This window comes from Bradyrhizobium sp. KZN70725 (genome assembly GCF_055264925.1).
In genome coordinates, this window is record NZ_JBUYWT010000011.1 from 141,696 (window position 1) to 155,434 (window position 13,739).

A 13,739-nucleotide genomic window follows, 5' to 3' on the forward strand; every position below is an offset into this window, starting at 1 on the left:
CGCTCATGCGTCGCCCCGATCGTTGGTCAGGCGCAGCGAACGGATCGACCCGAGGTCCTCGATATTCCAGAGCTGCTCGAACAGTGCTGCGGCCTGGCCTTGCTTGAACACCCGGGTCGCGCAGTCCATGAACTTATCCTGCAGTTCGTCGCGCAAAAGCGGGCGCTGCCAGCTGCCCTTGGCATGAACCACCGGCGCGTGCTCAAGCACTTCGCCCGACGTCAACACGACGCTGACGCGGTCGGCCGGCGCGAACGGCTGGTCGCCCGGCATGATCTCGTCCGTCGTCGTGCAGCGGACCTTGGCGAAGGTAGCGCCGACGTCGGGCCGCGAGACGAACTCATCGGTGAGCTCGGACAGCCCGACACGGCCGGCGATCAGCGCGGCGGTCATCGCGAATTCCATGCTGAACTTGGCCTCGAGACCGGTCTGCGGATTGGTGTTGCGCAACATCAGCCTTTGGGTGACGCCGGTGTGGACCCGAATTTCCTTCACGTCGTCGGGTTTGAGCTTGTGCGCATTCACCAGGCCAATCATCGCGTCGATCGAACGATGGGTCGCATAGCAGGTCGGATAGCGCTTCACATTGATGCCGAGATCGGCCAGCCGCCAGTTGCGGCCTATATCGATCGTCCCGTTTTCGATATCCGGCGTGCCCGATGGCGAATGGGCGCGCAGGAAGCCGGTTTGGTGCTCGAGCACGTCCAGCGATGCGGTAAATCCCTGATCGGCGAGGCGCGCGGCAAGCACGCCGGATTGAGCGGTGCGGCCGGCATGCAGCGATTTGGTCATGGTGCCGAAATTGGCGACTAGTCCGGAGGCGAGCGAGGCGGCGATCGCGATGGCATGCGCGGTCTTCGTGGAGTCGAGATTGCGCAGCCGCGCACAGGCGGCCGCGGTGGCGAGCGCGCCCATCACGGCCGTCGGGTGAAAGCCGCGCTCATGGAGGTGACCGGGCTCCAGCGCAATGACCTGCGCCCAGACTTCGTAGCCCGCGGCATAGGCGGCGAGCGCGTCGGCACCGCTGGAGTCGAGCGACCAGCCTTCGGCCAGGATGGCCGGCACCAGCACCGTGCTCGGATGTCCGGCCAGCGCCACGTCGTCATAGTCGAGCACATGCGCCGCGACGCCGTTGACGAGCGCAGCATCCGGCGCCGCGAGATTGCGGCCCGACGGAACCTCGAGCGCGCCGTCGTTCTGCGTGGACGCGGCCACCATCGCCGACACGATCCGCACCGGCTGCTCGGCGGCGCCAGCGATCATGACGCCGACGCAGTCGATGATGCCGGTCCGCGCCGCCTCGCGGCAGCGGCCGGACAGATCGGACAGCTTGAGGCCGGCTACAAAATTGGCCGTCTGACGCGTGATATCCAGCATGGGTCGTCTCCTCAGTAGGAACGCGGAAGACCGAGCACGTGCTGCGCCACAAAGGCCAGCACCATGTTGGTCGAGATCGGGGCTGTCTGGTAAAGACGGACCTCACGCCACTTGCGCTCGACGTCGTATTCCTGCGCAAAGGCGAAGCCGCCATGGGTCTGGAATGTCGTATCGGCAGCCTTCCAGGTGGCCTCCGACGCCAGCAGCTTGGCGATGTTGGCGTCTGCTCCGCAGGGCTGCCCGGCCTGGAACAGCGCGGCGGCGCGGCGGCACATCATGTCGGCGGCTTCGAGTTCGGCGTAGGCGCGCGCCAGCGGAAACTGGATGCCTTGATTCTGGCCGATCGATCGTCCGAAGACGCGCCGCTCATTGGCATAAGCGACGCCCTTGCCGAGAAGCCAGCGTCCGTCGCCCACACATTCGGAGGCGACCAGGATTCGTTCGGCGTTCATGCCGTCGAGGATGTAGCGAAAGCCCTTGCCTTCCTCCCCGATGAGATTGGCGACCGGCACTTTCAGGTTCTCGATGAACACCTCTGTCGTATTGTGATTGACCATCGCCTTGATCGGGCGGATTTCGACGCCGTTGCCCTTGGCCTCACGCAAGTCGACCAGGAACACCGAAAGTCCGTCGGTGCGCCGCTTCACCTGATCGACCGGACTGGTGCGCGCCAGCAGCAGCATCAGGTCGGAGTGCAGCGCCCGCGACGTCCAGACCTTCTGGCCGTTGACGACATAGACGTCCCCCTGACGCTCGGCGCGGGTCTTGAGCTGGGTGGTATCGGAGCCGGTATTGGGCTCGGTTACGCCAAAGGCCTGCAGCCGCAGCCGTCCCGCCGCGATTTCCGGCAGGTAGGTCCGCTTCTGGGTCTCGTTGCCGTGACGAAGCAACGTACCCATGATGTACATCTGGGCATGCGCGGGACTGGCGCTGCAGCCGTTCGCATTGATCTCTTCGAGGATCGCTGCCGCCGCACGCAGCGGCAGGCCCGAACCGCCATATTCCTCCGGGATCAGCGCGCCGAGGAATCCCGCCTCCGTCAACGCCGCGACGAATTCGGTCGGATAGGCGCTTTGATCGTCGAGCTTGCGCCAGTATTCGCCCGGAAAGCCCTTGCAGATCTGCCGCACCGTGTTGCGCAGGTCGGAGAAATCCTCGCCCAACGTGACGGTGACCTCCATGTCGGCGGTTTGGGCGGCGTCGTGATAGTTCATGTCATATCCTTTCAGGCGGCGGCGCTGGCCGACACGCGGAACGTTTTGGGCAGGCCGGCGCGGGCGATCGCGCCGGAGAACCGTTCGCCGGGCAGCCAGCTCTCGACCTCGCGTCGCAAGGCGACCAGCCGCTCGACATCGGCGCCGGTATCGAAACCGAGTTGCTCGAGCAGGAAGACGGTATCCTCGGTGTCGATGTTGCCGGTGGCGCCGGGTGCGAACGGACAGCCGCCGAGTCCGGCGAGGGATGCGTCGAAGGCGCGTACACCCGCATCCAGTGCCGCCGTCACATTGGCGAGACCGAGACCGCGCGTGTCGTGGAAGTGGCAGGCGACCGGCAGTGGGCGCACCGCGGCGATCACCGCGCCCATCAGGCGGCGGACCTGACCCGGATCGCCATAGCCGACCGTATCGGCGACGATGATCTCGTCGGCGCCCATCCCGGCGAGTCGCACCGCGATCTCGACCACTCGTGCCTCCGATACCGTCCCCGAGATGGTGCAGCCGAACGCGGTCGCGATGCCCGCACCAAGTCCGATTCGTGCTCCGGGGCGCTGATCGCGCTCCGCGGCGATGCGCGCGAAGTCCTGCAGCGACTCTTCTGTGCTGCGGCGAACATTGGCCTGGTTGTGCTCCTCGCTCGCCGACAGCACGTAGTTGACGATTGGCACACCGAGCGCGAAGGCGCGCTCGGCCCCCTTCAGATTCGGAACCAGAACCGAGGGCCGCAAGCCCGGCATTGTCAGCGCGCCGCGGGCCACCTCCTCCGCGTCGGCAAATTGCGGGATCACCTTGGCCGGTACGAATGAGGTCACCTCGATCTCGCGGATTCCGGCCTCCACCGCGCCACGGCACCAGGCCAGCTTGCGCGCGCTCGGCAGGATGGTTTTGACCATCTGAATGCCGTCGCGGGGTCCGACCTCGCGAACATGAGCTTTCTCACGCATTTCGCGCCTCCTCCTACTTGCCTTGAAAGTTGGGTTTGCGGCGCTCATTGAACGCCAGCACCCCTTCGCGCCGGTCCGCGGTCGGGACCAGACGGTTGTAGGCCTCGATCTCGAAGGCGAGGCCATCGGCGAGCGACATCTGCAAACCGCGATGGATCGCCTGCTTGGCCTGGCGCACCGAGATCGGGCCATTGGCAGCGATGCGATGGGCGATGGCGAAGGTCGCCTCCAGCAACTCCCCTGGCGGCAGCACCCGATTGACCAGCCCCCACTGCTCGGCCTCGGCAGCCGAGAACGGCTGCCCGGACAGGATCAATTCCTTGGCGCGGCGCTCGCCGACGGCGCGCGGCAGATTCTGCGTGCCGCCGCCACCCGGCATGATGCCGAGCGTCACTTCGGTCAGCGCGAAGCGCGCATTGGTCGAGGCGTAGACGAAGTCGAGCGCCGCGGCGATCTCGCAGCCGCCGCCATAGGCCGCACCATTGATCGCGCCGATCACGGGAATCGGACAGCCCAGCAGAGCGCGCAGCATGCGCTCGAAGACCAGATGCTGCGCCTGCCAGGCCTCGTCCGTCATGCCGTTGCGCTGCTTCAGATCGCCCCCGGCGCAGAACGCCTTGTCGCCGTGTCCGGTCAGGATCACCGCGCGCAACCCCTCGATGTCGGTCGCGAAGCCCTCGAACAGCTCCACCAGATCGAGGCCCATCTGGGTGTTCATCGCATTCGACGCTTCCGGCCGGTGCAAGGTCACCAGCAGGATATCGCCATCACGCCGTTCGACCTTGATGGTCTGGAAATCAGTTCGCATTGATGGCTCCCTTGCTCGCAGGCTTTCGAAGAATGGCATTGTGCTGGCCGAGCGCCGGCGCAGCGGTGCGTGCGCGCGGTCGCATACCGTCGAAGGCAAGCGGAACGCCGACAAGATCGATATCGTCGCCAGCACATCGCACCATCATGTCGAGGGCGCGGGTTTGCGGATGCTCCGCAACCTGATCGGTGGTCAGCAGCGGTGCATTGGGAACCCCGGCGCCGTCGAGAATGAAGCCAAGCGCATCGGCCGTATACTTACGCACCGCGGCCGCGATTTGGGGGATCAGTCGTTCGCGGTTGACGACCCTTGCCGCGTTGGTCGCGAAGTCAGGATCATGCGCAAGCGCCTCGAGACTCAACGCCACGCACAGCTTGCGGAACAGATTGTCGTTGCCGGCGGCAATCATCAGCCATCCGTCGGACGCCTCGAATGCCTGATAGGGCGCGATTTCCGCGGTGCCCGATCCATAGGGCTTGCGCACCTCACCTGACGCCGCATAGCCGGCCAGTGGAACGGTCATCCACGCGAGCCCGGTCTCGTAAAGCGAGGTCGCAACGCTGCGACCCTGACCGCCCTTGTTGCGCGCCACCAACGCAGCGAGCATGCCGATCACTGCCCACATGCCGGAGCCCATGTCGACCAGCGAGACGCCGACACGCACCGGCGGCCGGCCGCCCTCGCCGGTGACGCTCATGATACCGGTGCTCGCCTGGGCGAGCGGATCGTAGCCGGGCTTGCTGGCGAGCGGCCCCTTGGCGCCGAACGCGCCGATGTCGCACCAGATCAGCGATGGCTTCGCGGCGCTGAGCGCATCCGCGGTGAGACCAAACTTGTCCAGAATGCCGGGCCGCAGATTCTGGATGACGGCATCGGCCTCGTTCAGGATCAGCGACTTCAGCCTCTCGCAATCCTCCGCTGCGCCGAAATCGACGGTGATGCCTTCCTTGCCGCGATTGAGACTATGGAACACACTTGCCGTTCCGTTCCAGAACGGCGGCCCCCAGCCACGCGCATAATCGCCGCTCTTGGGATTTTCGACCTTGATCACACGGGCGCCGAGATCGGCCAGAATCAATCCGGCATAGGGGGCGGCCACGCTGTGTCCGAGTTCAATCACGGTGATACCAGCGAGCGGCTTGTCAACGTCCATCAAATCCTCCCGGCTGCCGCAAGGGCCGCCGACGTTCCTGTTGTCATCAATCGATTCATCATGTCGAGCGGCGTCGCTTTCACGACTTGTCCTGCGCATTGTCGGCAACCAGCACCGCGCCGTTGACGAAGCTCGCGCGGTCGGACAGCGCGAAGACGATCAAATTGGCGAGTTCCTCCGGCGTGCCCCAGCGCGTGTTGCGCATCGAGTTATTTTCCGACCAGCGCTTGCGTTCGGCTTCCGCCTCCTCTTCGCCCAGATTGCGCTTGGCGAGCTCACGCTCCCATTTTGCAAAACGTTCCGGAGTATTGACGAAACCGGGAACGACGCAGTTGACGCGAATGTTGTGCGGCCCGAATTCGTTGGCGAGAATCTTGGAGAAGCGGATTTCGGCCGACTTGGCCGGACCGGTGCATGACGACAGGAACGGCGGCATCGTCACCATGATCCCGGTTTCGCCCGACACGTTGACGATGCCGCCGCCGTTCTGCTCGATCATGATCGGGATGATGCGCTGACAGATACGGAACTGAGCGAAGAAATTGATCGCCATGCCGTATTGCAGTTCCTCGTCGGTGACTTCGAGGAACGGCTTGTAGGTGCCCGTGCCGGCATTGTTGACCAGGATGTCGACGCGGCCGAGACGGTCGCGGGCGACCGCCGGCAGCCGCTCGATCTGCTTCAGATCCGTCACATCAAGCGACAGCGTTTCGACCTTGACGCCGGTGCTCCGCTCGACGTCAGAACGACATTCGGCCAGCGCGTCCTCGCGGCGCGCGCAGACCAGAACCTTGACACCCTCCTCCGCCAGCAAGCGTACGGTCTCGAGACCAATGCCCTTGCTGCCGCCGGTGACGATCGCAGTCTTGCCTTCAAGTCCAAGTTTCATTTGATCGCATCCCTTTGAGATCGGGTCAGGCGGTCGAGCAGCCTGCGCACAGGCATCGATCCGCCACTACGTGCCGAGGCGAAAACCTCGGCCGCAAGGCTGGCGCCTTCGCCGGCCGGAATTCCGGTGCCGGCCAGGCGGCTATCGAAAACCTCGGTGGCGCGGGCTTCGTCCTGGAACACCAGAACCTTGGGCGCCTCGCGCGCGGTCCGGCGAAGACGCGCACCATTTTCCATCTCCAACTCGACGGTCGCGTCGAGATGGGTGCCGACCGCGTCCGGCTCGACGATCGTCTTTCCGACGAGTGCCATGATCTCCCGGTCCTGGCGGTGCTCGACGCCCATCTCGTAGTCGAGGCGGCCGTAGCGCAGCATGGCGGCGACCGCAAAGGCGGTGCTGGCCTGGGTCTGCACGGTCCGCGTGAACGGTCCCTTGAATGACGTTCCCGGATATTGCGTATAGGGCTCCCAGATCGTCACGGTGATCCGCTTCACCTGCGACAGATCGATGCCGTCGCGGTGAAGCATATGCGCCGCCAGCACCGCCGACATGTTGTCGCCCAGGGTTGCGAACGGCTTTGCCATGATGCCGATCATCGTCGCGACATCGGGGCCTCGCTGCCATTGTTCTGGCGTGCGATCGAGGCCGGCAAGCGAGCGCAACAATCCCTTCGGTCCTTCCAGCGCATCGGGCGCCCCCTGGACGCCGCGCGCCGCAAGCTCCGCGGCCACCAGCCCGCCCTGGGCGGCGCGCCCGTTCTGTACGCGCCATTCATCGGAGCCGCAGCGCACCGGCTCCAGCGTGCCGCCGGTCGTGCAGGCCGCGATTGCAACCGCGCTGGTGGACCTCGGTGGATCGAGCCCAAGTGCGGCTGCGGCCGCCGCCGCAGCACCGATCGTGCCGAAGGTCGGGCTGGTCCGCACGCCCCTGCCGATCAGGCCGCGGGCAACGACTTCACCCGCACCAAGCCATTTGAGCGTGGAATAGCCGACCGTGAGAGCGGTCAATACGGTGCGCAGCGGCGCATCCAGCGTTTCACCAAGCGACACCGCGACCGGCGCAATCAGGGATCCCGGGTGCGTCCATGAATCGTGGTCGGTGTCGTCCTGAAAATGGGCGTGAACGGCAATGCCGTTGGCGAGAACCGCCTCGGACAGCGCGGCATGTTTGCCGCTCGCCCAGATGCGCGCGGTGCGCGGTCCAGGCAGCACCTCCGCGGACATCGCGCGCGCGGCCGCGGCCGTCGGCTCGTGTCGCGCCGCGAGCGCGAGCCCCAGCGAGTCCAGCAGGCAAATGGCTGCCTTCGTGGCGACATCCGGGGACAGTTCGCTCGCCGACGTCGTTGCGGCGAAGGTCCCGAGCAGCGCAGTGGCGTTCAAAGTAGCGGACATCACAAATACTCCTCGGCAAGCGCAACGTCGCGAATTTCGGCGACGGTGCCGCTCCGCCTGACCTCGCCACCGCGCATCACGTAGCCGCGTGTGGCAAGCTTGAGCGCCGGACGCGCCATCTGCTCGGTCATGAGAATGGTCGTGCCGCGCTGTTGCATATGACGGATCGCCTCGCTGATCTGCGCGATCCACACCGGCGCGAGCCCGAGGAAGGGTTCATCCAGCAGCAGCAGCTTGGGAAACGAACTCATGGCGCGCGCCAAGGCGACGATCTGCTGTTGTCCCCCCGACAATTGTCCGGCCGGCTGGCTGGCGCGCTCCTTCAGGATCGGAAAGATGCCACAAAGCCAGGCCCAGGCTTGGCGCTGGCTCGCTCCGCCGTGCCAGCAGGCGCCGCTCAGGACGTTGTCAGCGACCGACATGGTCGGGAACACGCGGCGCCCTTCGGGCGAATACCCAATTCCGGCCCGCGCGCGCCCATCGCAGGATACGGCACTGAGATCACGGCCCGCGAAGCGCACGCTGCCATGCGAGGCCTGGACCAGACCGATGATGGCGTTGATCAGGCTCGACTTGCCGGCACCATTGGCGCCGATCAGCAGCACCGTCTCGCCCTCGGCGACGTCGATCGAGACGCCGCTGATTGCCGTGATGCCGCCGTAGCGGACTTCGAGGTCTTTCACCGCCAGCATCAGGCCGCCTCCTCGTCCACTGTCCCGAGATAGGCGTCAATGACATCCTTGCGTGCCAGGACGTCGGCCGGAGCGCCCTCGGCCAGGACACGACCGGAATCGAGCACCAGTATTCTTGGACAGAGGCGGCGCACGAGATCCATGTCATGCTCGACGATCAGGACCCCGCAACCGAGCTCCGTCCTCACGTGGCGCACGAAAGCATCGACCCGCAGGCGCTCCCGCCGCTCGAGACCGGCCGCCGGCTCGTCGAGCAGGAGGACTTTCGGCCGGGCGGCGCAAGCCAGAATAAGGCCCAGCATCTTCTGGAGCCCGTACGGCAGCTTGTCGCTCTGCTCGTCGAGCTGCGGTTCGAGCTCGAACTCGTCGATCAGCGGCGCGACGCTGTCCCATCCGGGCCCACTGCCGCTGAAGCGAAGGGCCCTCGAAATGTTCTCGCGGACCGATGCCGTACGGAAGGTGTTGGTCTGTTGGAAGCTGCGGATAATTCCCATGCGACTGACGGCATGCAGCGGCTTGCCGGTCATATCCTTGCCGTCGAGCCGCACCCGGCCGATGGTCGGCGGCAGCATGCCGCAAATGACGTTGATGAGCGTGGTCTTGCCGGCGCCGTTCGGCCCTATGACGCCAAGGACGTCGCCTGGCGGGATGGCGAAGCTGACATTGTCGAAGACATGCAGCCCGCCGAAACGCTTGGAGATGGCTGCGACCTCGAGCAGCGCGCCGCCGTCGGTCCGTCCGGTGCGTTCAGCCGTCATTGCAGGGGCTCCATCGCATTGGGCACACTCAGCGTCGGCGACGAGGCGACGGTGGAAGACCGCGACGGCGACGGTGGCGAAAACACGCGGACGCCGAGGCGATGGATCGTCCCGACGACGCCCTCGCGCGCGACCAGCACCACCACCACGATCAGGAAGCCGAACAGGAACTGGGAATACTCCCCGCGCAATGCGAAGACGTCTCCTGCCCAGATCAGCAGGGCGCCACCGACAACCGGGCCAAGCATGCTGCTCTTCCCACCGATGATCGCATAGGCAATGTAGTTGACCGATGACAGCGCGCTGAACGAGGTCGGATGGGCCGTGAGCAGCATGTTGACGAGGGCGAAGCCGGCGAGCCCGGATACGCCCGCGGCGATGGCGAAGCCGAACGCCTTGTAGTGCCAGACGACGAGACCAAGACTCTGGGCGAGCAGTTCGTTCTCCTCGATCGCCGCGAAATGCTGGCGCAGCGTGCGGGTCACCGCAGCGGTGACGATAGCGCCGGCGAGCGCCAGCCCGATCGTGACCTGCAGCACCGCGCGGTTGTCGGCGAGCTCCAGCCCGAACAGCGTCACGGCCGGCATGCCGACCAGTCCATTGGACCCGCCGGTCCACCCCGGCGTTTCAAACAGCAACAGTTGCGTGATCTCGGTGAGGACGAACGTGACCAGCACGAAATAGACGCCGGTCAGACGGAGCACCAGCGCGCCGAGCGGCAGCGCAAACAGCGCCGGCACCACGAAGCTCGCAAGCCCCAGCAGCAGCACATCGGTCACGCCGTGACGAAGCCCCAGGATCGCGACGGTGTAACCGCCGATCGCCATGAAGGTCGGCACCGCGAAGGTCATCAGATTCATGCGCAGCATGATGTAGACGCTGAACGCGGCCGTAATCGCGATCAGCATCTGGTTGGCCAGTGAATAGACCATCGGGTTCTGGCTGAGCCAGGGAACTACGAAAGCGGCCGCGATGACCACGACGCTTGCTGCCTCGGCCAGGTCGCCGCGCTTGGAAAGGGTGCGGGCTGTCATGTGCTCAAGCTCCCCGAACCCGGTGACCGAAAAGACCCGATGGCTTGACGACCAGCATGACCAGGACGAGCACGAACAGCGCGAGTGCGCCCTTCGAGCCACCGAGATAGACCGCAGAGAACGCCTCCGCCATGCCGACGATGAAAGCCGCGACTGTCGCACCACCGACGCTACCGAGACCGCCGAGAATGACGATCAGGAAGGACGTCGCCAGCACAGGATCGCCGATATGCGGCGCGAGCGACAGGATCGGTGTGACCAGCGCGCCGGTGAGGCCGGCGAGCCCCGTCGCCAGGGCGAAGGCAGCCGGGAACAGAATCGCGGGACGCAGTCCCTGCGCTGTCGCCACCGCGCGGTCATCGGCCAGCGCTCGCAGCGCGCGGCCGAAATCGGTGTAATAGATCAGGCCGTAGATCGACAGGATCCCGACGATGCAGACGCCCAGCACCACGAGATTCTCGATCGGCACAAAGAAGCCATGGCCGTGAATGACACCGGTCAATGGAAAGGCGAAGGCCGGAGATTGCGGTCCGAACACCACCAATATGCCGCTCGACATCATCAAATAGAGGCCGAGCGTCAGCATCAGCGTCGCCAGATGATCGTCGATCACGCGATCCAGCACGAAGCGTTCGAACAGGAATCCGAGCAGCGTGGTGCCCAGCGCCGCGCAGATCACCGCCAGCGCGTAGGGCATGCCAAGATAGGTCACCGCGGAATAGGCGAGATATCCTCCGAGAACGTAGAAGCCGCCATGCGCGAAATTGACGACTCCCAGAATGCCGAAGATCAGGGTGAAGCCGAGGGCGAGCAGCGCGTACTGCGCACCCAGGCTGATGCCGATGAGGCAGGTGGCGACAAAACCTTGCACGGAGTACCCGCTACTTGCCGCCGGCCGCTTCGACCCTGATGGTCGGTTGCAGCTTGCCTTTTTCCACGAGTCCGACACCGAACGGGAACGACAGTTCCTGGTTGATGCCGAAGAAATCCTGCCCGATCCAGTGACCGGGACCGATATTGGGATCCTCAACCGGCAACGATCGCAGGGCCTCGGCAACCTTGGCCGTGTCCGAGATGGTACCGGCCTTGGCGATGGCTTTGGTTACCATGCGGGCGGCGGAGACCCACTGAAAGAACAGATTGTTTTCCGGCCGCTCGGCACCGAGCAGCTTCTTGTACTCGTCGGCGATCATTTGCACTTTCTCGTCGATGAGAACCGGCTCGTACCAATAGAAGTCCTTCAGCACCTCGTCGCCACCGGCGACGCGGGAGATTTCGGTGTATCCCGGACCGCCGAGACGTCCGATCGGTCCCTCAAAGCCAGCCTGACGCAATTGCTTCACGATGATGCCGGCGTCGCCAGGGGGCGATGAAGCGAGATCGACGGCGTCGGGCTTCGCGTTCATGATCCGGGTCACGATCGGCGCGAAATTGGTGGTGCCACGCTGATAATATTCTTCGGAAGCGGTGATGCCGGTTCTCTTGTATGCGTCGGCGTCGACGCTCGCGATATCCGTGCCACCCTGGTCGTTCGGCGCGACCAGCACCACGCTCTTCATGCCGAACTTCTGCTTGGCGATCTTGATGATCGGCTCGGCCCAGCCCGAAGGACCCGGCCCCATGTGGAACACCAGTGGCAACTGCGGCGACAGCGCATCCTTGGCGTAGCCGTTGCCCATCACCAGCATCGAATTGCGCTTGGCGATCGGCTTCACGCCGGTGAGCTCGGGCGAGCCGATCGGGCCGATGATGAATTTAACGCCCTGCCCTGCCAACGTGTTGGCTGCAGCGGCGGCGCCTTCGGCCGTGTATTTGCTGTCGATGGCAACGACGTTGACCTTGCATGGCGCCCCGTCGACCTTGATCAGGCCGTCCCGGTTGGCCTCGGCGGCGACGAGTTCGACCGCGCCGCGCAGCGCGAGGCCCCATTGCGCAGCGGGACCCGACAGAACGCCGACGACGCCGAGCGTCAATTCCTGTCCCGCCGCCATCACCGAGACATTCGAACTGGCCAGCGCAGCGCCGACGGCGATGCCAGACAACAGCAGATTTCTCCGCGTAGTGCTCATCACTCCCCCCGTAATTTGTTGCGGCTCATGCGCCGTCCACTTGTTGCGTGGAAACCCGAAGCGTTCGCCCCGGGGCCGCGCGTATCGCTCGGCGCCGGGACGCTAGGCGCGCGGAGGTCGCCTTGTCAATGAAACGTTTCATGAAAAATAGGGCAGATCAGCTATGCTTGAGATGAGCCAACGTTCTGGACATGCAATAAACATGAATAATAACAGTAATTTCCCCTGTCGATCGAATGATCCATCAGAAACTCCAAACGACGCACCGCTACTGACACACCTATGCAATGAAACGTTCCACTTGAATCAACCTAACCTGCCCGTTAGCTTCCGTGACCCGTCGCGGACAGAAGACGACGGCCAAGGGGAGAAACTCGATGATGCGGTGCGCCGTGACGGCCGTGCTTGCCGTGCTTGCGATTCAGTGCAGCCAGGGAGCGCTAGCAGCTGAACCTCAGTTCAAGCTGCGGGCTTCGGTGGACACGTCGGCGACACACGGACGGACATTGTCTGCCGCCGACTACCTGAAGAAGCTGCAGGAAAAATCCGGCGGCCGGATCACGACCGAGCTGTTCCACAGCGGCCAGTTGTTTCGCGACCGCGACGTGGTGAAGGCGCTGCGTCAGGGCGCCGTCGAGATGGCGATCCCCGGCACCTGGGTGCTGACCGGCTTCGTCCCCGATGCAGACGTCTTCCAGCTGCCGGCATTTTTCGGGCAGCCCTACCCGGTGGTCTATGCTGCTGCCGACGGCAAGATCGGCGAGATCATCAACAAGCAATTCGAGAGCAAGCTCGATGTCAAATTGCTCGGCCCCTGGCTGCAGCTCGGATATCAAAACACCTACAGCACCAACAAGGCGATCCGCGACTTCGCCGATCAGGCCGGCATGAAGATCCGCAACTCCGGCGGTGCCGGACAATCGGCGCGAGCCAAGTTCTTCAATGCAACACCGAACGTCACAGCCTGGCCGGACGTTCCGCTGGCGCTCTCGCAAGGCACGTTCGACGGGCTGAGCTCGACCGATGAAAGCCTTGCCAGCGCAAAGCTCTGGGAATCCGGCGTGAAATATGGATTTGCGGATCGCGAATTCGTCGGGTTCTACGTGCCGATGATCAGCGAGAGCTTCTACAAGAAGCTGCCGCCGGATCTCCAGAAGCTGGTCGTCGACCTCTGGCAGGAGAACATCCAGGCCTACCGCAAGAGTATGGAAGAAGCTCAGACCGAGGCGCGCCACACGCTGGAAAAGAACGGCATCGTGTTCGTTTCGCCGTCCGAGAGCGCGCTCGCTGCGGTCCGCGCCAAGATGCTGCCTTTGCAGGACGGCATCGCGAAGGAGTTGCGGATTTCGCCCGCCTTGCTGCTGCAGGTGCAGGCGGATGTAACGACCGTCGGCCATTGATTGCCAC

13 protein-coding genes are annotated in these 13,739 nt (G+C 64.6%); 1 reads left to right on the forward strand and 12 read right to left on the reverse strand.

Going from position 1 to position 13,739, the window contains the following annotated elements:
• Positions 1–3: 3 nt before the first annotated feature.
• From ACZBJS_RS13465 to ACZBJS_RS13520, 12 genes are all read right to left on the reverse strand, one after another.
• Complete coding sequence (locus tag ACZBJS_RS13465) at positions 4–1,377, reverse strand: MmgE/PrpD family protein (RefSeq protein ID WP_316393894.1); 1,374 nt, start codon at positions 1,375–1,377, stop codon at positions 4–6.
• Positions 1,378–1,388: 11 nt separating this feature from the next.
• Positions 1,389–2,591, reverse strand: a complete 1,203-nt coding sequence (locus tag ACZBJS_RS13470) for an acyl-CoA dehydrogenase family protein (protein WP_410469682.1) — start codon at positions 2,589–2,591, stop codon at positions 1,389–1,391.
• An 11-nt stretch (positions 2,592–2,602) separates the two neighbouring features.
• A complete protein-coding gene (locus ACZBJS_RS13475) occupies positions 2,603–3,538 on the reverse strand; it encodes a hydroxymethylglutaryl-CoA lyase (RefSeq protein WP_057017382.1) in 936 nt (311 codons plus the stop codon).
• A 13-nt stretch (positions 3,539–3,551) separates the two neighbouring features.
• Entirely contained in the window at positions 3,552–4,346 is a 795-nt protein-coding gene (locus ACZBJS_RS13480) for an enoyl-CoA hydratase/isomerase family protein (protein ID WP_316393891.1), read from the reverse strand.
• Complete coding sequence (locus ACZBJS_RS13485; RefSeq protein ID WP_316393890.1) at positions 4,336–5,499, reverse strand: CaiB/BaiF CoA transferase family protein; 1,164 nt, start codon at positions 5,497–5,499, stop codon at positions 4,336–4,338. Before ACZBJS_RS13485 ends, ACZBJS_RS13480 begins: the two co-directional genes overlap by 11 nt.
• A gap of 79 nt (positions 5,500–5,578) precedes the next feature.
• A complete protein-coding gene (locus tag ACZBJS_RS13490; RefSeq protein ID WP_057017379.1) occupies positions 5,579–6,388 on the reverse strand; it encodes an SDR family NAD(P)-dependent oxidoreductase in 810 nt (269 codons plus the stop codon).
• Positions 6,385–7,779, reverse strand: a complete 1,395-nt coding sequence (locus tag ACZBJS_RS13495; protein ID WP_076826882.1) for an MmgE/PrpD family protein — start codon at positions 7,777–7,779, stop codon at positions 6,385–6,387. Before ACZBJS_RS13495 ends, ACZBJS_RS13490 begins: the two co-directional genes overlap by 4 nt.
• A complete protein-coding gene (locus ACZBJS_RS13500; protein WP_050387518.1) occupies positions 7,779–8,471 on the reverse strand; it encodes an ABC transporter ATP-binding protein in 693 nt (230 codons plus the stop codon). The genes ACZBJS_RS13495 and ACZBJS_RS13500 overlap by 1 nt, the downstream gene beginning before the upstream one ends.
• Positions 8,471–9,229: an ABC transporter ATP-binding protein gene (locus ACZBJS_RS13505; protein ID WP_076826880.1), complete on the reverse strand. Its 759-nt coding sequence runs from the start codon at positions 9,227–9,229 to the stop codon at positions 8,471–8,473. The genes ACZBJS_RS13500 and ACZBJS_RS13505 overlap by 1 nt, the downstream gene beginning before the upstream one ends.
• On the reverse strand, positions 9,226–10,263 hold the full coding sequence (locus tag ACZBJS_RS13510; RefSeq protein WP_028333423.1) for a branched-chain amino acid ABC transporter permease: 1,038 nt from the start codon (positions 10,261–10,263) through the stop codon (positions 9,226–9,228). Before ACZBJS_RS13510 ends, ACZBJS_RS13505 begins: the two co-directional genes overlap by 4 nt.
• A gap of 4 nt (positions 10,264–10,267) precedes the next feature.
• On the reverse strand, positions 10,268–11,134 hold the full coding sequence (locus ACZBJS_RS13515; protein ID WP_028333424.1) for a branched-chain amino acid ABC transporter permease: 867 nt from the start codon (positions 11,132–11,134) through the stop codon (positions 10,268–10,270).
• A 10-nt stretch (positions 11,135–11,144) separates the two neighbouring features.
• Positions 11,145–12,305, reverse strand: a complete 1,161-nt coding sequence (locus tag ACZBJS_RS13520) for an ABC transporter substrate-binding protein (protein WP_253625491.1) — start codon at positions 12,303–12,305, stop codon at positions 11,145–11,147.
• Between the two features lie 404 nt (positions 12,306–12,709).
• On the opposite strand from ACZBJS_RS13520, the gene dctP reads away from it, so the two are divergent.
• On the forward strand, positions 12,710–13,732 hold the full coding sequence (gene dctP, locus ACZBJS_RS13525; RefSeq protein WP_463438794.1) for a TRAP transporter substrate-binding protein DctP: 1,023 nt from the start codon (positions 12,710–12,712) through the stop codon (positions 13,730–13,732).
• Positions 13,733–13,739: the final 7 nt, after the last annotated feature.